Origin of the sequence: Ferruginibacter sp. HRS2-29 (genome assembly GCF_024343615.1) — a bacterium.
In the GTDB taxonomy this organism is placed as follows: domain Bacteria; phylum Bacteroidota; class Bacteroidia; order Chitinophagales; family Chitinophagaceae; genus Ferruginibacter.
Window position 1 is genome coordinate 35,427 of sequence record NZ_RJUB01000162.1, and the last position, 18,716, is coordinate 54,142.

Annotated in this window: 18 protein-coding genes; 15 read left to right on the plus strand and 3 right to left on the minus strand. The window is 44.0% G+C overall.

What is annotated here, in order from left to right; all coding sequences use genetic code 11:
* Window positions 1-12: 12 nt before the first annotated feature.
* On the minus strand, window positions 13-1,299 hold the full coding sequence (locus EGI32_RS20260; protein WP_255157490.1) for a folylpolyglutamate synthase/dihydrofolate synthase family protein: 1,287 nt from the start codon (window positions 1,297-1,299) through the stop codon (window positions 13-15).
* A gap of 15 nt (window positions 1,300-1,314) precedes the next feature.
* Window positions 1,315-2,091, minus strand: a complete 777-nt coding sequence (locus EGI32_RS20265; protein ID WP_255157491.1) for an META domain-containing protein — start codon at window positions 2,089-2,091, stop codon at window positions 1,315-1,317.
* Window positions 2,092-2,192: 101 nt separating this feature from the next.
* Here EGI32_RS20265 and EGI32_RS20270 point away from each other — a divergent pair, with 101 nt between their 5' ends.
* The 15 genes from EGI32_RS20270 (at window position 2,193) to EGI32_RS20340 (ending at window position 18,033) form a co-directional block, all read left to right on the plus strand.
* The gene (locus EGI32_RS20270; RefSeq protein WP_255157492.1) at window positions 2,193-2,993 is read left to right on the plus strand and encodes a 5'-nucleotidase, lipoprotein e(P4) family; all 801 of its coding nucleotides are present in this window, start codon (window positions 2,193-2,195) and stop codon (window positions 2,991-2,993) included.
* A 153-nt stretch (window positions 2,994-3,146) separates the two neighbouring features.
* Window positions 3,147-3,578, plus strand: coding sequence for a DUF4258 domain-containing protein (locus tag EGI32_RS20275; RefSeq protein ID WP_255157493.1), 432 nt, complete (start codon window positions 3,147-3,149; stop codon window positions 3,576-3,578).
* 39 nt (window positions 3,579-3,617) lie between these two features.
* On the plus strand, window positions 3,618-5,114 hold the full coding sequence (locus EGI32_RS20280; RefSeq protein WP_255157494.1) for a GH3 auxin-responsive promoter family protein: 1,497 nt from the start codon (window positions 3,618-3,620) through the stop codon (window positions 5,112-5,114).
* A gap of 385 nt (window positions 5,115-5,499) precedes the next feature.
* Complete coding sequence (locus EGI32_RS20285; RefSeq protein WP_255157495.1) at window positions 5,500-6,198, plus strand: GNAT family N-acetyltransferase; 699 nt, start codon at window positions 5,500-5,502, stop codon at window positions 6,196-6,198.
* A 16-nt stretch (window positions 6,199-6,214) separates the two neighbouring features.
* Window positions 6,215-7,450, plus strand: a complete 1,236-nt coding sequence (locus tag EGI32_RS20290) for an argininosuccinate synthase (RefSeq protein WP_255157496.1) — start codon at window positions 6,215-6,217, stop codon at window positions 7,448-7,450.
* The gene (gene argC, locus EGI32_RS20295) at window positions 7,437-8,423 is read left to right on the plus strand and encodes an N-acetyl-gamma-glutamyl-phosphate reductase (protein ID WP_255157497.1); all 987 of its coding nucleotides are present in this window, start codon (window positions 7,437-7,439) and stop codon (window positions 8,421-8,423) included. The genes EGI32_RS20290 and argC overlap by 14 nt, the downstream gene beginning before the upstream one ends.
* A gap of 126 nt (window positions 8,424-8,549) precedes the next feature.
* Window positions 8,550-9,677 carry an aspartate aminotransferase family protein gene (locus EGI32_RS20300; RefSeq protein WP_255157498.1) on the plus strand — a complete coding sequence of 376 codons (1,128 nt, stop codon included), beginning with the start codon at window positions 8,550-8,552 and terminating at the stop codon, window positions 9,675-9,677.
* Window positions 9,674-10,642, plus strand: coding sequence for an N-acetylornithine carbamoyltransferase (locus EGI32_RS20305; protein WP_255157499.1), 969 nt, complete (start codon window positions 9,674-9,676; stop codon window positions 10,640-10,642). Before EGI32_RS20300 ends, EGI32_RS20305 begins: the two co-directional genes overlap by 4 nt.
* 70 nt (window positions 10,643-10,712) lie before the next feature.
* Window positions 10,713-11,522: an acetylglutamate kinase gene (argB, locus tag EGI32_RS20310; RefSeq protein ID WP_255157500.1), complete on the plus strand. Its 810-nt coding sequence runs from the start codon at window positions 10,713-10,715 to the stop codon at window positions 11,520-11,522.
* On the plus strand, window positions 11,461-12,618 hold the full coding sequence (locus EGI32_RS20315) for a M20/M25/M40 family metallo-hydrolase (RefSeq protein ID WP_255157501.1): 1,158 nt from the start codon (window positions 11,461-11,463) through the stop codon (window positions 12,616-12,618). The genes argB and EGI32_RS20315 overlap by 62 nt, the downstream gene beginning before the upstream one ends.
* Window positions 12,619-12,745: 127 nt before the next feature.
* Window positions 12,746-14,077, plus strand: coding sequence for an argininosuccinate lyase (gene argH, locus EGI32_RS20320; RefSeq protein WP_255157502.1), 1,332 nt, complete (start codon window positions 12,746-12,748; stop codon window positions 14,075-14,077).
* 44 nt (window positions 14,078-14,121) lie between these two features.
* A complete protein-coding gene (locus tag EGI32_RS20325) occupies window positions 14,122-15,291 on the plus strand; it encodes a 1-deoxy-D-xylulose-5-phosphate reductoisomerase (RefSeq protein WP_255157503.1) in 1,170 nt (389 codons plus the stop codon).
* Between the two features lie 91 nt (window positions 15,292-15,382).
* The gene (gene rseP, locus EGI32_RS20330; RefSeq protein ID WP_255157504.1) at window positions 15,383-16,777 is read left to right on the plus strand and encodes an RIP metalloprotease RseP; all 1,395 of its coding nucleotides are present in this window, start codon (window positions 15,383-15,385) and stop codon (window positions 16,775-16,777) included.
* 157 nt (window positions 16,778-16,934) lie between these two features.
* Window positions 16,935-17,237, plus strand: a complete 303-nt coding sequence (locus tag EGI32_RS20335; protein WP_255157505.1) for a hypothetical protein — start codon at window positions 16,935-16,937, stop codon at window positions 17,235-17,237.
* Window positions 17,238-17,244: 7 nt separating this feature from the next.
* On the plus strand, window positions 17,245-18,033 hold the full coding sequence (locus EGI32_RS20340; RefSeq protein ID WP_255157506.1) for a queuosine precursor transporter: 789 nt from the start codon (window positions 17,245-17,247) through the stop codon (window positions 18,031-18,033).
* Between the two features lie 271 nt (window positions 18,034-18,304).
* On the opposite strand, the gene EGI32_RS20345 is transcribed toward EGI32_RS20340, so the two are convergent.
* Entirely contained in the window at window positions 18,305-18,496 is a 192-nt protein-coding gene (locus EGI32_RS20345; protein WP_255157507.1) for a hypothetical protein, read from the minus strand.
* Window positions 18,497-18,716: the final 220 nt, after the last annotated feature.

The window sequence follows — 18,716 nt, forward strand, 5'->3', positions numbered from 1 at the left end:
CTTTTTTATTCCTTATTTTATTTCTGCGATGATGAAAAAGCTTCCGCAAACCATGATCACATCTTTATCTCCTGCATTTTTCTTCGCGGCATCAATGGCTTCATTCACATCATCAAAAGCTTCTCCCGTTAAGTTTTTTGATCTGGCTGATTCCTGTAGTTCCTTTGCCGATAAGGCTCTTGGTATGTGTGCATTGGTGAAATAATACTTCGCATCTTTCGGGAAAAGTTCCAGTACATGTATTACATCTTTATCTTTTACAAAACCCAATACAAAATGGAATCCTGCATCGGGGTAATCATGTACCAGTTGTTGCAGCACCTGCCCGATACCATCCTCGTTGTGCGCCACATCATGGATGATCACAGGAGATCCCTGAATGATATCCCATCGCCCCGCAAGCCCGGTGAGTTTTTTGACATTGGCTAATGCGTATTTATTATCCGCTTTGGAAATCGGGAACCCCGATTCATGTAGTATCTTTTCTGCGGCTAATACCGTTCGGAGATTTTTTGCCTGGTAAAGGCCTTTCAGATCCAGCTGGAAATCTTCAGCATGACCATTGCTTTTGTCAGAAACCGTGAGATGAAGTTTTCCGGATTGTTTCGGCCCTCCAATTTCAAATAATTCTTCTGCAAAATAAACAGGTGCCTGCATAGAAATTGCCTTTGCTTCAAACACCGGCCTGGTTTCCGGCAAATATTCTCCAATCACAACCGGTACCTGTTGTTTAATGATCCCGGCTTTTTCGCCGGCGATTTTCTCCAGAGTATTTCCCAGCAATTGCACATGGTCGAAACCGATATTTGTTATAACAGAAAGCAATGGTGTGATCACGTTTGTGCTGTCAAGACGGCCTCCCAGCCCGGTTTCTACCACAGCAATATCTACTTTTTCCGTCGCGAAATACTCAAATGCCATCGCAACAGTCAGTTCAAAAAATGAAGGCTGTATATCATGCGCCAGTTGTTTTGTCCTTTCTGCAAAATCCACCACAAACGCTTCATCGATCATCTGCCCATTGATGCGGATACGTTCGCCGAAATCTTTGATGTGGGGCGACGTGTACAAACCGGTTTTATAACCAGCCTGTTGCAGCATGGCCGCCAGCATATGACTGGTGCTGCCTTTGCCGTTGGTGCCGGCAATATGGATGCTTTTGAATTTGTGTTGCGGGTTGCCAAGCGCTTCGCAAAGTGCAATCGTATTATCGAGATCCTCTTTGTAGGCTGCAGCGCCGATGCGGGTAAACATGGGCAACTGATCATACAGGTATTCGAGTGTTTGCTGGTAAGTCATTTCTAAGAATATTTATCACGCTTTCCTGAATTCAAGTGTGCTGTCGTCAATGAGATAAAGATATAATCTGCCATTCCTGAAATAATAATCTGCTGTCTTGTTGCTTAGTTTTTCCATAAAGATCCTGCGTATACTGTTGTTTTTACAACTACCATTGCCGCCGGTGATAGTTGAGAAACTGATGCGGCTTCCCTGTATCCGTATGGACGAACTGATGTCGCTGCATCCATCGGAGCCCGTCATTTTATTTTCAGCAATAGTAAAAACGATTTTAGGCAAACCGTGTGGAAAGTCTTTTGCATGAAGGATCTGATTATCATTTTTCTCCAATATCCATGTATCGTTGATGGCATTGTTGTACAGATCTTTGCCGCATCCCGAATAGCGTGTACCGTTCACCGTTACCTCTACTTTTTTTCCACTTGTTCCTGCGCATGACTGATCGAAAACCAGGACCGACATATCGCCCTGGCGGCTGCTGTAGGAATAACTGTTGGCAGCGATATCGCTGTTCCTTGAAGGCTTTACCGCGGGTATTTCAAAAGAAATACCGTTCGAGGCTTTGAAATAATAACCTTTATCGATATCCATGTCAATCTTCCAGGAAATTGGCTGGTTGCCTTCAGCAAAAAAATCTATTCCATCCGCCTGCTTTTGCAAAAGGCTGTCCGGCAGTTTGATCTCAAGTTGTTCAGCTTCGGTTTTCTTGATAGCGGTTTCCCTGCTGCTGTTGCAGGCTGTAAACAAACCCATCAAAAAAAGTGAATACAATATGTAGCGGAGTGGGTGCATGTTTTTTTATGGTAACTTTGCCGACAGCCAAATTAGTATCTTTTACACGAATTATGTGTTGTGGTTCCTATAAAGTTTTGTAACATCAGAAAATAGTCAACATGAAAAATATTTTACTTATCGCAATGGCATTTATCGCTGCCTGCAGCCCTTCAAAAAAGGCGACCGTCAATTCACAACCATCCCAGGGGAATTATGTGATCGGCGGCAAAGTTTTTACCAGCCTTTACCAGCAAAAAGCCGCCGAATACAGGGCGCTTTGCCTGCAGGCCTATAATATTGCCGCATTAAGGATCAGCCACTATTCCGGCATCAGTGCGAAGCCGAAAGCCATCGTGACGGACATCGACGAAACTATCCTCGACAACAGCCCTTATGCCGTACACCGCGGCCTTGAGGGAAAAGATTATGATGTTAACACCTGGTACGAATGGACGGCCAGGGCAGAGGCCGATACAATGCCGGGCGCTGCCATGTTGCTGAATTATGCCCGCTCAAAAGGGATCGATATATTTTACATCACCAACCGCGACCTTCGCGAGCGTGATGCCACCATCCGCAATCTGCAGCGCTTCAACCTCCCCAATGCCGACACCAATCACGTGATCATGCGCCAGGGTACTTCCAGCAAGGAAGCCAGGCGGCAGAAAGTATTACAGACACATGAGATCGTGCTGCTCATGGGGGATAACCTCGCCGATTTCAGCAGTTTATTCGACAAAAAGACCGTGGAAGAAAGGAAAACCAATACAGATATGTCAGCAGCGGATTTCGGCAACCGGTTCATCGTATTTCCCAACCCGGATTACGGCGATTGGGAAAGCAGTATTTTCAAATACAATTACAACCTCACGCCAGCACAAAAAGACAGCGTGATCAGGAGTGTATTAAAGAATTATTAGAAAATGAATATTTAAATTAAAACGAGTGTCATCCTGAGCTTGTCGAAGGATATCCTTCGACAAGCTCAGGATGACACAGAAATCAGAAAAATATTTTAACATTCCGGCGCCTTTTGGTGTATCGTTTCTACCCATCAATTGTTAACTTGCACCGTGAACAAAAAATATTTCCCGTTTATCGCTTTGCTGGCAGCAGTGTTGTTGTTTTTCTGGGTAAAAAAGAATCAGCGTGGATACAGGCCGGAAGTAAGACCTGAGAAGATTGAAACCGTAGTGCCCGCTATCGTTCCGGTGGGTGATCCTCCGGGCTTCGACAGGGCAGCCAGCCGGATCGTTTACAGCAAACATGCCCGTTGCAGGATGGATTGCAGGCATATTGACGAATCGGAAGTAAAAGAAATATTACAGAGAGGTAATATCAATACGGAGAAGATCGAGCAGGGCAATAAAGGTACTTCGTACCCTTTGGAAGGCATTACCCACGACAAACAACGTGTACGCATCGTTTTCGCCCCGCATGAAAGTGAAATGGTAGTGGTAACGGTGATTGACCTGGATAAAGAATGGCAATGTGATTGCAATTAAATTACCCGGCACCTGGTGTCGCAATAATTTACGAGGACGATGAAAATAAAATCTTTTTTAGCAAAACCCCTGGCATCTTATATCCATAAACAGATCAGGAAAGGGATGGTCACCGCGGTGGCTGATCAGCAACAGATCTTACAGCAATTGGTCAAGACAGGGCTGAAGACCCAGTTTGGCGCCGATCATCAATTTTCCGAAATAAAAACATACGAGGATTTTGTGCAGCATGTGCCCATCCGCGATTATGAGGCATTTAAGCCTTATATCGAAAAAGTGAAAGAAGGAAAACATAATATCCTCTGGAAAGGATTGCCCATTTATTTTGCCAAAACAAGCGGCACTACCAGCGGCGCCAAATATATTCCCATCACCAAAGAAAGTATTCCCAACCATATCAATACTGCCCGCAACGCTTTGTTGTGTTACATGGCGGAAACAGGCAACAGTAATTTCGCCGATGGAAAACTGATCTTTCTCAGTGGTTCGCCCGTACTGGAACGAGTGGGAGGTGTGCCGACAGGCCGCCTGAGTGGCATCGTTAATCACCATGTTCCGAAATATCTGCGGGCCAACCAGATGCCTTCTTACGAAACGAATTGTATTGAAGACTGGGAAGAAAAGCTGGATAAGATTGTAGACGAAACTATCAACCAGAACATGACGCTCATCAGTGGCATACCCCCATGGATGCAGATGTATTTCGACCGGCTGGAAGAACGTTCCGGCAAGAAGATCGGCGAATTGTTTCCCAATTTCAGCGTGATGGTGCAGGGTGGGGTAAATTTTGAACCCTACAAAGCGAAGCTTACAGAAAGTATCGGCCGCAATATAGATACTATAGAATTATTTCCGGCCAGCGAAGGCTTTTTCGCCTTCCAGGATACGCAAAAAGCACCGGGCATGTTGTTGAATACCAACAGCGGGATATTTTTTGAGTTTATCCCTATGACGGAATACGATAAGGAAAACCCGAAAAGGATCATGCTGAAAGATGTGGAAGTGGGGGTGAACTATGCCCTGATCGTGAGCAGCAATGCAGGTTTGTGGGCATACAACATCGGCGATACGGTGAAGTTCGTTTCCACAGAGCCATACCGGCTTGTAGTGACCGGGCGTACCAAACATTTCATTTCGGCCTTTGGCGAACATGTGATCGTGGAAGAAGTGGAAGATGCCATGATGAAAGCTGCTGAGCAGGAAAAAGTGGCGGTAAGGGAGTTTACAGTAGCACCATACATTGCACAGGAAGAAGGAAAAAGTTATCATGAATGGTTCGTGGAGTTTGAAGAAGCGCCCAAAGACCTGGCGACCTTCTCCAAAGCCATCGACGATAACCTGCGCAAGAAAAATACTTATTATGAAGACCTGATAGCCGGAAATATCCTCGAAAGGCTGAAGATCACACCTATCAAAAAGAACGGGTTCCTGGATTATATGAAAAGCATCGGCAAGCTTGGCGGGCAAAATAAAGTGGCCCGGCTGGGAAATGACAGAAAGATAGCGGATGCGCTTTCTGAATGGATAATGAAGTAATGGATAATGGATAATCAGTTCACAAAATTGGTGATCCAATATTTTTACAACGTTTAAAATGAAAACATTATCCATTGTCCATTATTAAATTATCCATTATTCGCTTTTTAGCTTTTACAAAAAATTAATAAATTAACCTTCTATATAAATTTTTTTACGCTATTTTTGTGTCCTCAAATTTAAAATGACGATAAGTTGAAAAAAAGCGGCTTACATAATACCTTTTTTGCTACTTCCACTATGGCTACTCAAAGCCGACGTGGTTGCTGATAGGCCGAGCATTTCCAACATGCCCCTGTCAGTGAAAAAATCCCCCGGACATTTTCTGCACAATTTGTGCTTATAGTTTCTTCTAATTTATTTATTCATTTCAATTTTCAGCAAATTGGAACAATCAAGCATCATTATTCGTACTGCTGTTGAAGCAGACGTGCAATACGCAGCTATCATCACTGATGAAATGGAGGCTTCTGCAAAGGCAAGGGGTACCGGCATCGCCAAACGTTCTACCGAGTATGTGGCAGAGAAGATGAGGGAAGGTAAAGCTGTGATCGCCCTTACCGGAAATGGCGATTGGGTAGGTTTTTGTTATATAGAAGCCTGGGGGCACGATTCGTTTGTGGCCAACAGCGGATTGATAGTTTCGCCGGCGTTCAGGAAAAGCGGTGTGGCAAAACAGATCAAAGAAAAGATCTTCCAGTTGTCGCGGCAGAAATATCCTGAGGCGAAAATTTTCGGCCTCACCACTGGCCTCGCCGTCATGAAGATCAATTCAGACCTCGGCTACGAACCGGTTACCTACAGCGAGTTAACGGATGACGACCAGTTTTGGGCTGGCTGCAAAAGCTGTGTTAACTATGATATCCTGATGAGCAAGGATCGCAAGAACTGCATGTGCACCGCGATGCTCTATGATCCCAAAGATCACTACGAACCCGAAGAAACAGCAGAAGAATTTAAAAAGCAGTCCAAGATATATGAGCGCTTCATGCGCCTCAAACAAAGCAGGCTTATCAGGCTCCTGAAAGGCAATCAGAAAAGCGCAGGCCGAAAAAAATTACTCCATTATTTTTTCAATCTATAAAATTTTCAGAAGAGCAATGAGCAATTCAACAGGTGAAAATTCAACAGGAAAAAAACTCGTATTAGGCTTCAGTGGCGGACTTGATACCACTTTCTGCGCCATTTATCTCACACGTGAAAAAGGATATGACGTCCATTCGGTGATCGTAAATACGGGAGGTTTTTCGGAGGAAGAACTGGCGCAGATCGAAGCACATGCGTACAAACTGGGTGTAACCACCCATACCACTATTGATGCGGTAAAAGATTATTATAACTCTATCGTGAAATACCTGGTGTTTGGAAATGTATTAAAAAACAATACGTATCCTTTGAGCGTAAGCGCCGAAAGGCTTAGCCAGGCATTGAACATTGCGGCCCACGCCAAAAAACTGGATGCCGTTGCCGTTGCCCATGGAAGTACCGGTGCGGGCAACGACCAGGTTCGTTTCGACATGATCTTCAACACCATGATCCCGGGAGTGGAGATCATCACACCTATCCGCGACCTCAGGCTCAGCCGCGAAGCGGAAATAGAATATTTGAAAAAGCATGGAGTTGAAATGAATTTCGAAAAAGCTGCATACTCGATCAATAAAGGATTGTGGGGCACAAGTGTTGGTGGAAAAGAAACGTTGAAAAGTAACGGGATGCTGCCTGAATCTGCATGGCCGACACAACTCGATCGTTCGGCAGAGCCGAAAAATATAAAATTATCTTTCACAAAAGGTGAACTGACTGCGATCGACGGACAAACGTTCGCTCATCCTTCCGAAGCCATTCAGCAACTGCAGAAGATCGCTGGTGGATACGCTATCGGCCGTGGTGTGCATGTGGGAGATACCATCATCGGTATTAAAGGCCGCGTAGGCTTTGAAGCGGCTGCGCCGATGGTGATATTGAAAGCGCATCATGCACTGGAAAAGCATGTGCTGACCAAATGGCAACTGAACCTCAAAGATCAGCTTTCGCAGTTTTATGGTAACTGGTTACATGAAGGGCAGATCATGGATCCCGTGATGCGGGATGTGGAAGCTTTTTTTGAAAGCACTCAGCAACAGGTGACGGGTGATGTGTTTGTGGAGTTGTTACCTTATCGTTTTGTTGTTACCGGCATCGAATCTCAATTCGATCTGATGAGCAGCAAATTCGGCAGTTACGGTGAAATGAACAATGGCTGGACAGGGGAAGATGTACGCGGCTTCTCGAAAATATTTGGTAACCAGACAGGGATTTATCATCTTATTAAAGACAGCGCAAATGCAGAAAATTAAGATCGGTATCATTGGTGGCGCGGGTTACACGGGTGGTGAACTCGTACGCATCCTGGTTAACCATCCCAATGCCAGCATTGATTTCATACAAAGCAACAGCAATGCCGGCAACAATGTGGGCAAAGTGCACGAAGATCTTTATGGGGAAACAAACCTTGAATTTTCCGCCGGCCATCATTTCGATGTGGATGTGATCTTCTTTTGCGCAGGGCATGGTGAAGCGAAAAAATTTGTAGCGCAGAATAATATCCCTTCTTCGGTAAAACTGATCGATATCGGAAATGATTTTCGTCTGCAGAAAGATTCGGTACTCAACGGCCGTCAGTTTGTATATGGCCTGCCGGAGCTTAACAAAGCGGCTATTAAAAAAGCGAACAGCATCGCCAATCCCGGTTGTTTTGCTACCGCGATACAACTGGGATTGTTGCCGTTGGCCGAACTGGGATTGCTTTCAAAAGTATATACCACAGGTATTACCGGTTCTACCGGTGCCGGACAAGCGCTTTCCGCAACAGGGCATTTCAGCTGGAGAGCTAATAACATACAAGCCTACAAAACCCTTACCCATCAGCATCTTGGAGAGATCGGTCAATCGCTTCGTCAGCTGCAACCTTCGTTGAATGCGGAAAGTGTTGTGAATTTTATTCCCTGGAGAGGCGATTTTGCAAGAGGCATTTTTGTGAGTTCACAACTGGGATCTGATATCCTGATAGAAGAGTTGTACGATATTTTTGAAACATTTTACAACGATCATCCTTCGGTGACCGTAAGCAAAGATCCGATCAGCCTGAAACAGGTGGTGAATACAAACAACGCGATCATTCAACTGGAAAAAAATGGCAACGATCTCGTCATACATTCAGCGATTGATAATTTACTGAAAGGCGCCAGCGGACAGGCGGTGCAGAATATGAATTTGATGTTTGGGCTGGAAGAGAGGACTGGATTGAAGTTGAAGGGATCGGCATTTTAAGTTCACTGCAGAGAAAAGAGAGAGCAGAGTTTTCGCAGAGATTAGTTCTCTTCTCTGCGCAAACTCTTTTAACTCACGTTCTCTGCGGTTAAAGAAAAATTTAAGAATTATAAACTCAATAAATAAATGAAATTATTCGACGTATATCCTTTAAATGATGTTACAATCGTAAAAGCAAAAGGCAGTAATGTCTGGGATGATAAAGGTGAAAAATATTTGGACCTTTATGGTGGCCACGCTGTAATAAGTATCGGCCATACCAACGATCATTGGGTAAAACGTATCGAAGATCAACTGCACGAAATTTCTTTTTATTCCAACTCTATAAAAATTCCTTTACAGCAGGCACTTGCAGATAAATTGGGTAAGATTTCCGGTAAAGAAGATTACCAGTTATTCCTTTGTAATTCGGGCGCAGAGGCGAATGAGAATGCGTTGAAAGTGGCTTCTTTTTATAATGGAAGAAAAAAGGTCATCACATTTAAAAAAGCATTTCACGGACGAACTTCATTGGCTGTAGCGGTTACAGATAACCCGTCAATTGTTGCGCCGGTGAATGAAACAGACAACGTGATATTTCTTCCATTCAACGACGAAGCTGGCCTGGAACAGGCTTTCAAAGAAAATGAGATCGCTGCGGTCATCATTGAAGGGATCCAGGGAGTAGGAGGGATAAGGGAGGCCAATGCCGATTTTCTGAAAGCGATCCGTCGTTTGTGCGATCAGTATGATGCTGTATACATAGCGGATTCGGTGCAATGCGGTTATGGACGTACGGGCCAATTTTATTCGCATGATATCGCCGGGGTAAATGCCGACATATATACTATGGCTAAAGGCATGGGCAATGGTTTTCCTGTAGCAGGGATTTCTATCGCACCAAAATTTGCGGCCAAACATTTTATGCTCGGCACAACGTTCGGCGGTAATCATCTGGCGTGTGCCGCGTCACTGGCGGTGTTGGAAGAGATCGAAAAAAATGGGCTGATGAAAAATGCCGCGGAGATCGGCACCTACCTTATCACGGAATTGAAGAAGCTGCCGAAAATAAAAGAAGTCCGTGGCCGTGGATTGATGATAGGAATAGAACTTCCCGAAGAGTTAAACGATGTGAAAAAGAATCTTTTATTAAAGCACAAAATATTTACGGGGGAAGCAAAACCCAATGTGATAAGGCTTTTGCCGGCACTCACATTGACCAGGGAAGAGGCGGACACATTTTTGCAGGCAATCAAAACAGAACTAGGCGCATGAACAATTTTATTTCAGTAAAGGATGTAACGGATATCGATGCCCTGGTGGCAAAAGCTTTACTATTCAAGCAGCAGCCATTTGCAGAGAGTTTGTTGGGCAACAACAAAAAGATCGGCCTGTTGTTTTTGAATCCAAGCCTTAGAACCCGTATAAGCACACAGGTTGCGGCGAAGAACCTCGGCATGGAAGCAATCGTTTTTAATGTAGATAAAGAAGGGTGGGCGCTGGAATTCACCGAAGGTGCCGTCATGAACGGCACTACGGTTGAGCATGTAAAAGATGCCGCCCCGGTGCTGGGAAGTTATTTCGATATCTTATGTATCCGTACTTTTCCTTCTTTAAAAAACAGGGAAGAGGATTACGCGGAAACTATCATCAACCAGTTTATTCTGCATGCAGGCGTTCCCGTTATAAGCCTGGAGAGCGCTACGCTTCATCCGCTGCAATCCCTTACCGACGTGATCACCATCACCGAATCATTGAAAGAAAAAAATATTACAAAACCGAAGATAGTACTTAGCTGGGCTCCGCATATCAAACCGCTGCCGCAATGTGTAGCCAATTCATTCTCGCAATGGATCAATGCCTGGGGCAAAGCGGATTTTGTGATCACGCATCCTGAAGGGTATGAACTCGATGAGCAATTTACCAAAGGTGCGACCATAACACATGATCAGCAGGAAGCATTGAAGAATGCAGATTTTGTGTACGTCAAAAACTGGAGTTCATACCATGATTATGGGGCTATGCCAGCCGTAGAGGGAGACTGGATGTTGACCAATGAAAAACTGGCTTCGGGTAACCAGGCAAAGATCATGCATTGCCTGCCGGTACGAAGAAACGTGGAACTAAGTGATGAATTGCTGGATGGGCCCAACAGCCTGGTAACGGAACAAGGCGCCAACAGGGTTTGGGCGGCACAGGCAGTTATTGCAGAAATGCTAACCCGCAAAACCAACAAATAATAATGCATGAACTGCAAAGTTATCTTTGCTCCTTTGTGTTTCTTGCCGGCCTTACGTGAAACTTTTTATTATGACCAATTCACTAAATATCATTCCTGAAAAATTAGCTGTCGTGAAGATCGGCGGAAATATTATCGATGATGAGGCGCAATTGTCTTCGTTCCTGAACGCATTTGCGGCAATTGACGGAAAGAAAATTCTGGTACACGGTGGTGGCAAGCTCGCTACCCGTGTGGCTGAAGCTATGGGCATCTCGCAGGAAATGGTAAATGGAAGAAGGATCACGGATGCTGAAACCCTGAAAGTGGTGACGATGGTGTATGCGGGTTTTATCAATAAGAATATCGTAGCACAATTACAGGCTGCCGGATGTAACGCGATCGGTTTATCCGGGGCGGATGGTAATATTATACAAGGGCACAAACGTATTGCAACTACTATCGATTATGGCTTTGTGGGGGATATCGATGCTGTCAATGCCGGCTTTGTGAAACAATTGCTCTCGCACAATGCAGCGCTTGTGCTTTCTCCCATTACTCATAACGGTAACGGCCAGTTGCTGAATACCAACGCAGACACCATTGCCCAGGAGATCGCAAAAGCGATGAGCGCTTACTATGAAGTTTCGTTACTGTATTGTTTTGAAAAGAAAGGCGTGTTGCTCGATCCGGCCGATGATAGCAGTATCATTCCGGTGATCGACCGCTTGTATTTTGAGAAACTCAAGGAAGACCTTGTTATTTCTGCAGGGATGATCCCTAAACTGGATAACGCTTTCGAAGCCTTATCTGCAGGTGTGCAACATATATTTATCGGGCATGCGGCCGAATTACCGCAGCTTATTCTTCATCAATCCGGAACTTCCATCGTACATGAATGATCCGAAAATAAATAGCTTATATGAAGATGCTGTGAAATTATTGCAGCAACTGATCAGCATTCCGTCATTGAGCCGGGAAGAAGATAAGACTGCGCTGGCGATTGAGAACTTTCTTCATCAAAAAAATATTGTTGCCGATCGTGCAATGAACAATGTTTGGGCCACCAACAGATTTTTTGATGCATCCAGGCCATCCATCCTGCTAAACTCACATCACGACACGGTTCCGGCGAATTCCAAATACAGTAATGATCCGTTTGATCCAAAAATAGAAGAGGGTAAATTATTCGGATTGGGAAGTACGGATGCCGGTGCATCGTTGGTTAGCCTCCTGGCTTGTTTCATTTATTTTTACGAAAAAAAAGACCTGCCTTTCAATATTGTTTTTGCTGCAAGCGCTGAAGAGGAAATCAGTGGTGCTAACGGGATTGAAAAATTATTCAGCGAAAAGAGTTTCAACGATCTTTTTAAAAATGAAAACAGCTTCGCGATTGTTGGCGAACCTACACAGCTGGAACTGGCTGTTGCTGAAAAAGGCTTGCTGGTACTGGATTGTACTGCAAATGGAAAAGCCGGGCATGCTGCAAGAGAGGAAGGTGATAATGCTATCTATAAAGCCATCGCGGCCATTGAATGGTTCAAAGCATATCGTTTTGATAAAGTTTCCCCATTGCTGGGCGAAGTAAAAATGACGGTAACGTCCATTCATACAGAAAACAAAGCGCACAATGTAGTGCCCGCCACCTGTAGCTTTGTGGTAGATGTCCGTGTGACGGAAATGTATACTCACCAGGAGATCATACAAACCATCAATCAATATGTGGAAGTGGATGTAAAAGCAAGAAGTACAAGATTGCGTTCATCTTACATCACTGAAGATCATCCAGTAATAAGGGCCGGGAAGAAACTGGGTAAAAAAATATACGGTTCACCTACCTTATCCGACAAAGCGCTGATACCATTACCTGCTCTTAAATGCGGCCCTGGATTCAGCGCTCAAAGCCATAGTGCGGATGAGTTTGTATTGTTGAATGATATAAAGCAGGGAGTTGGATTTTATATAGAACTTCTGGAGGAATTAATAATTAATAATTGATAATTAATAATTCTTTCGAAGGAAAATCTTTTAAAATAGGGTTCTGTCTTAAGTTTTAAAAGTCCAATAAAACAATAATGTATCAACCTGAAACATTATTAATTATTAATTATTAACTATTAATTGAATGAAGCTTTGGCAAAAAAATACAAACGTCCATTCCGCTGTAGAAAATTTTACCGTAGGTAATGATAAGGATTTTGACCTGATGCTGGCGCCGTTTGATGTGCTGGGCAACATCGCTCATGCGAAAATGCTTGCCAGTATAGGTTTGCTCACACATGAGGATGCGGATGTATTGGTGATAGAGTTGAAAAAGATCTATAAAAATATTGAGGAAGGAAAATTTATTATACAGGATGGGATGGAAGATGTGCATTCGCAGGTGGAGTTTTTACTCACAGAGAAACTCGGCGATGCCGGAAAAAAAATACACTCGGCCCGCAGCCGCAATGACCAGGTATTGGTAGATGTAAAACTTTATCTAAGGCATGAGATCGAACAACTGGTTCATGCTATCGGATCTTTCTTTGAATTGCTTCAGCAAAAAAGTGAGCAATACAAAAAACATCTGCTGCCGGGTTACACACACCTCCAAATAGCGATGCCTTCTTCCTTCGGGCTTTGGTTTGGCGCATACGCCGAAAGCCTAGTGGATGATGTAGAGACATTGCGTGCGGCTTATACAGTTGTCAATAAAAATCCTCTGGGAAGTGCCGCCGGATATGGTTCTTCGTTTCCCATCAATCGCACGCTGACAACGGAACTGCTCGGTTTTTCAGCACTCAATTACAATGTAGTGTATGCACAAATGGGGCGTGGAAAAGCAGAACGGATTACTGCGCAGGCTATGGCGAATGTGGCAGATACGTTGGCTAAAATGAGCATGGATATGTGCCTTTACCTCAATCAGAATTTTGATTTTGTTTCTTTCCCGGCAGAACTTACCACCGGAAGCAGCATCATGCCGCATAAAAAAAATCCGGATGTTTTTGAACTGATCCGTTCGCATTGCAACCGCATTAAAGCATTGCCGAACGAGATCACCATGATGACCACCAATCTGCCGAGCGGTTACCATCGCGATCTTCAGCTGCTGAAAGAACATCTTTTCCCGGCATTCGGAACATTGCAGGATTGCATCAATATGGCATCGCTCATGTTTTCTTCCATCACGGTGAAGGAAAATATCCTGGCAGATGAAAAGTATAAATACCTCTTCAGCGTGGAAGAAGTGAATAAACTGGTGTTGCAGGGGGTGCCATTCCGCGACGCGTATAAAAAAGTAGGGGGCGATATCGAGCAAGACAACTTTAGTTACGATGCCAACATCGCCCATACACATGAAGGTTCGATCAACAACCTGCAGACTGCTCAGATCTCGGAGTTGATGCAGTCAGCCATTCGCCAATTCAATTTTAGCAAGGTCAATGCTGCTTTAAAAGAATTAATACAGTAAATTGCCAACCGGATCAGCAATTTATTATACACTAAAATTCTAATATGGGATCAGCAGAACCAAAAAAACGTATAGCCATCATGGGCTCTACGGGTTCAATAGGCACGCAGACGCTGGATGTCATACGTTCGCACTCCGAACTATTTGAAGTAGAAATACTTACGGCACATTCCAACGATGAGTTGCTGATCAAACAGGCACTGGAATTCAGGCCGAATGCCGTGGTAATATGCGATGAAAAGAAGTATGAAGCTGTAAAATCTGCGCTTTCTTCCACAGATATTAAAGTTTTCGCCGGTGAAAATGCGCTCGAACAGGTAGCCGATTTTGACACTTATGATATCATGCTGGCCGCCATTGTAGGCTTTGCCGGGCTGAAACCAACGTTAAAAGCTGTCAATAAGGGTAAAATGATCGCCCTGGCAAATAAGGAAACATTGGTGGTTGCCGGTGATATTGTGATGCAGACAGCCCTTGAAAAAAGGGCGCCGATCATCCCGGTCGATAGCGAACATTCCGCCATCTTTCAATGCCTGGTGGGTGAGGCCAGGAACCCGATTGAAAAAGTGATCCTCACAGCAAGTGGTGGCCCTTTTTTGGGTAAAAAACCTAATTTTTTGGTGAATGTAAAACGCGATCATGCATTACAGCACCCTAATTGGAGCATGGGTGCTAAAATTTCCATCGACTCTGCCACACTGATGAATAAAGGGCTGGAGATGATAGAAGCCAAATGGCTTTTCAATCTCGAACCAAAGCAGGTAGAAGTGGTGATCCATCCGCAAAGCATCGTGCACAGCCTCGTGCAATTTGAAGACGGCAGCCTGAAAGCACAGATGGGATTGCCGGATATGAAATTGCCCATCCAGTACGCGTTGGGTTTTCCGGGGCGTATAAAAAACGATTTTCCCCGGTTCAATTTCAGGAAATACCCGACGCTGAGCTTCGAGGAGCCGGATTACAAGACATTCCGCAACCTTGGACTGGCGATAGAAGCATTGAAAACAGGCGGAAATATGCCCTGCATCCTCAATGCTGCCAACGAGATAGCAGTGTGGGCATTTTTGAAGAACAGGATCGGTTTCCTGGATATCACAGCCGTAGTGGAAAAAACGATGGAAAGCATCTCTTTGATCGCCAAACCAACACTGGAGGAATATTTTGACAGCGACGGTGAGGCCCGTAACTTTGCAGCTTCATTGATGAAATTGTAATATTATACGTTTGTAAGCGTATGTATACGCTTGTAAACGTATGTTAATCTCATATTTTGATTCACCGATTTAAATAATACAAATAACCATAATGGTTTTAGAAACAATATTAGCGATCAACTGGTCCAGCGTGGGGTTAAAAGCAGCCCAATTATTACTTTCCTTATCCATACTCGTTGTCTTACACGAATTCGGGCATTATATCACCGCCAAATGGTTCAAGTGCCGCGTAGAAAAATTCTATCTTTTCTTCGATCCATGGTTTTCCATTTTCAAGAAAAAAGTAGGGGAAACAGAATACGGTATCGGATGGCTGCCGCTCGGCGGATATGTGAAGATATCCGGCATGATCGATGAGAGCATGGACAAGGAGCAGATGAAACAACCACCTCAACCATGGGAGTTCCGCAGCAAGCCGGCCTGGCAAAGGCTGATCATCATGCTCGGAGGTGTTACGGTGAACGTGTTGCTGGCTTTCGTTATTTATGCTATGATACTTTTTGTGTGGGGAGAAGATAAGATCCCGAACAAATCTGTAAAAGATGGCGTCTGGATCACCGATTCGCTCATGTACCAGATCGGCCTGCGGGATGGAGATAAGATCATGGGGGTCAACAATGATACGATCCACTACTTTGATGATGTACCTAAAAAGATCTTGTTCAGCAAAGGCGGAACCATCAATATTGAAAGGGACGGGAAGCCACAAGACATCAAGATCCCGGTGCAACTGGTAGGTGACCTGATCACCAAGAAGAAATCCAAAGGCAAATTGTTCCTTTTCCGCATGCCGCCGATCATTGGCAAATTTGACAAAAAGGATACTTCCAACGCCGCGAAAGCGAAACTGCAATACCGGGATAAGATCGAAAAAGTTGATTCCACACCAGTGCAGTTTTTCGATCAGGTGGTGGCTTACAACGACAGGCACCGCAATGCTGTTGTGAACTTCACGGTGAACCGTAATGGCAATTTGCTGAACGTTCCGGTGCAGATAGATTCTAACGGGCTTACAGGAGCTCCATTCCTTACACCAATGGAATATGACAGCCTTGGAGTGATAAAAGTAGAGCATACTTCTTATAGCTTCCTAGCATCTTTCCCTGCCGGCGTAAAAGCGACTTTCACCTCTTTAAAAGATTATATCGATCAGTTCAAACTTATCCTCTCTCCTGAAACCGGTGCCTATAAAGGCGTTGGCGGTTTCAAAGGAATGGCTTCCGTTTTCTCCGGCACAGGCTGGGACTGGCAGCGTTTCTGGGAAATGACGGCGATGTTCTCGATCATACTGGCGTTCATGAACCTGCTGCCGATACCAGCGCTCGATGGTGGTCACGTGGTGTTCACCCTCGGTGAGATGATCACAGGCCGCAAACCAAGCGAAAAATTCCTGGAATATGCACAGATCGTAGGTTTTGTGATATTGATGGCATTGATGCTCTATGCGAATGGAAATGATTGGTTCGGGTGGGGGAAAGGGAAGTAAATTACGAATTACGAATTACGAATTACGAATTACGAATTACGAATTACGAATTACGAATCAATTTTTTGCTCCGCAAGTTAAATCATATAATCATTCATGAGAATAGCTTTGCGAATGAACACATTCGTAATTCGTAATTCTTAATTCATAATTATTTATGCGTTTTCTGGCAAAACTCACCCTCATCTTCAACGTCTGCTTTCTCCTGTGGGTGCTCGGCTATGTGATCGAGATATTTCATAAAGTGAAAGGCAGCAGCAACGGGCAACTGGATACGCACCCGCTGTTGAGTAGTATTGTGGTATTAGGAGTGGTATCTATTTTTATCAATGTATTTTTTGTGATTCTTTTCCTGGCAAGATTTTCTTCAAAAAAAATGAACAATATCCCGCGGTGGATCGTTTATTTCAATCTTATAATACTGCCCATGCAGATATATTTTTATTTTATCAGCAAATAAAAAAAGAATGATCAAAAACATACTGAACGATAAACCTACCAAACTGTTTGTGATCTTTGCAGCTTTTTTTGTGGCCAATGCGTTGATCGCGGAATGCATCGGAGGTAAAATATTTTCCCTCGAAAAATTATTCGGTGCACAGCCACTCAGCTTCTCTCTCCTTGGCGAAAGCGGGTTAGCCATCAGCCTTACCTGCGGGGTTTTGTTGTGGCCGCTGGAATTCGTGATGACCGACATCATCAATGAATATTACGGCCCAAAAGCAGTTCGCAGGATATCCTACATCGCAGTAGCGCTCATCTCTTATGCCTTCCTGATGTTTTACATGGCCATGCATGTACCTGCCGCAGATTTCTGGTATGGTACCGGTGTGCAGGATGGTGTTCCCGATATGTCCAAAGCATTCAATGCTGTTTTTGGCCAGGGAATGTGGATCATATTAGGAAGCCTCACCGCTTTCCTGGTGAGCCAGATCGTGGATGTGACCGTTTTTCATAAGATCAAAAAAGTGACCGGCGAAAAAAAAATGTGGCTGCGTGCTACAGGGTCTACTGTGATCTCGCAGCTGGTAGATAGTTTCATCGTATTATTCATAGCATTTTACCTGGGCAAAGGATGGAGCATACAAAAGGTACTGGCCATCTGTATGGTGAATTATGCGTACAAGTTTACAGTAGCGGTATTACTCACGCCAGTGATATACCTCATTCACAACAGGATCAATAAATACCTGGGAAAAGAAACTGCGGAAAAGATGCAGTTAGCCGCAATGGGGAAGGAGATAAACGCTGATTAAAAATGATTACGCTGATTCCACAGATTATAAGTTAAATTCATTTCGTAATGATATTACCTTTTAATCAGCGTTCCTTTTCTCCTTATGAAAAATGTATTTTATGGAAATGATCTCCTTTGATAAAGACTGGTTGCTCACCCTGGCATTTTTCGTTGCTTTATTATTTGGGATCCTTTAAGAGTTCAAAAGTTGAAAAAGTTCAAGAGTTCAAAAGTTGTTCCTGCCGGAAGCAACTTTTGAACCCTTGAACTTTTTTTGAACCTTGAACCTTTTAAATATGCCTTCTCAATGAAGAGGTAGTCTTATTAGTTTTTCTAAGTTTCCACAGATCAACTGCACCAAATGTCGGGTTGCCTGCATTGGCGAGAATGCCGGTTGCAAGTGTTTCTTTCGTTTCTGTCAATAGTTCTTTCAGTTCGTCTTTGTTAATCGGGGTTACGATACCCACTGTACTCGTTTTCATAACTTGTTTTGTTTGTTTTTCGTTTATTTTTTATATGGCTGGCAACGAAATGTATGATCACTAACGGATCGGAGGCACTCAGGAAGAAATTTTCTTATTATCTATCGCGGTAGTACTGAATTGCGGGCGCAAAGGTAAGTGCAATTTCTGCCGCTGCAAAAAAACTGGTACTTAATTTGAGTGATTTGTGTGTTCTTTAACAGTTCCTTAAAGTATCGTT

Bases quoted from the DNA above. Each gene is read 5' to 3' on its own strand.
- EGI32_RS20290 (WP_255157496.1), top strand. From the start codon at position 6,215: ATGAGCAATTCAACAGGTGAAAATTCAACAGGAAAAAAACTCGTATTA.
- argB (WP_255157500.1), top strand. From the start codon at position 10,713: ATGACCAATTCACTAAATATCATTCCTGAAAAATTAGCTGTCGTGAAG.
- EGI32_RS20260 (WP_255157490.1), bottom strand. From the start codon at position 1,299: ATGACTTACCAGCAAACACTCGAATACCTGTATGATCAGTTGCCCATG.
- EGI32_RS20325 (WP_255157503.1), top strand. From the start codon at position 14,122: ATGGGATCAGCAGAACCAAAAAAACGTATAGCCATCATGGGCTCTACG.
- EGI32_RS20300 (WP_255157498.1), top strand. From the start codon at position 8,550: ATGAAATTATTCGACGTATATCCTTTAAATGATGTTACAATCGTAAAA.
- EGI32_RS20345 (WP_255157507.1), bottom strand. From the start codon at position 18,496: ATGAAAACGAGTACAGTGGGTATCGTAACCCCGATTAACAAAGACGAA.
- rseP (WP_255157504.1), top strand. From the start codon at position 15,383: ATGGTTTTAGAAACAATATTAGCGATCAACTGGTCCAGCGTGGGGTTA.
- EGI32_RS20340 (WP_255157506.1), top strand. From the start codon at position 17,245: ATGATCAAAAACATACTGAACGATAAACCTACCAAACTGTTTGTGATC.
- EGI32_RS20270 (WP_255157492.1), top strand. From the start codon at position 2,193: ATGAAAAATATTTTACTTATCGCAATGGCATTTATCGCTGCCTGCAGC.
- EGI32_RS20335 (WP_255157505.1), top strand. From the start codon at position 16,935: ATGCGTTTTCTGGCAAAACTCACCCTCATCTTCAACGTCTGCTTTCTC.
- EGI32_RS20265 (WP_255157491.1), bottom strand. From the start codon at position 2,091: ATGCACCCACTCCGCTACATATTGTATTCACTTTTTTTGATGGGTTTG.
- EGI32_RS20280 (WP_255157494.1), top strand. From the start codon at position 3,618: ATGAAAATAAAATCTTTTTTAGCAAAACCCCTGGCATCTTATATCCAT.
- argH (WP_255157502.1), top strand. From the start codon at position 12,746: ATGAAGCTTTGGCAAAAAAATACAAACGTCCATTCCGCTGTAGAAAAT.
- EGI32_RS20315 (WP_255157501.1), top strand. From the start codon at position 11,461: ATGCGGCCGAATTACCGCAGCTTATTCTTCATCAATCCGGAACTTCCA.
- EGI32_RS20305 (WP_255157499.1), top strand. From the start codon at position 9,674: ATGAACAATTTTATTTCAGTAAAGGATGTAACGGATATCGATGCCCTG.
- argC (WP_255157497.1), top strand. From the start codon at position 7,437: ATGCAGAAAATTAAGATCGGTATCATTGGTGGCGCGGGTTACACGGGT.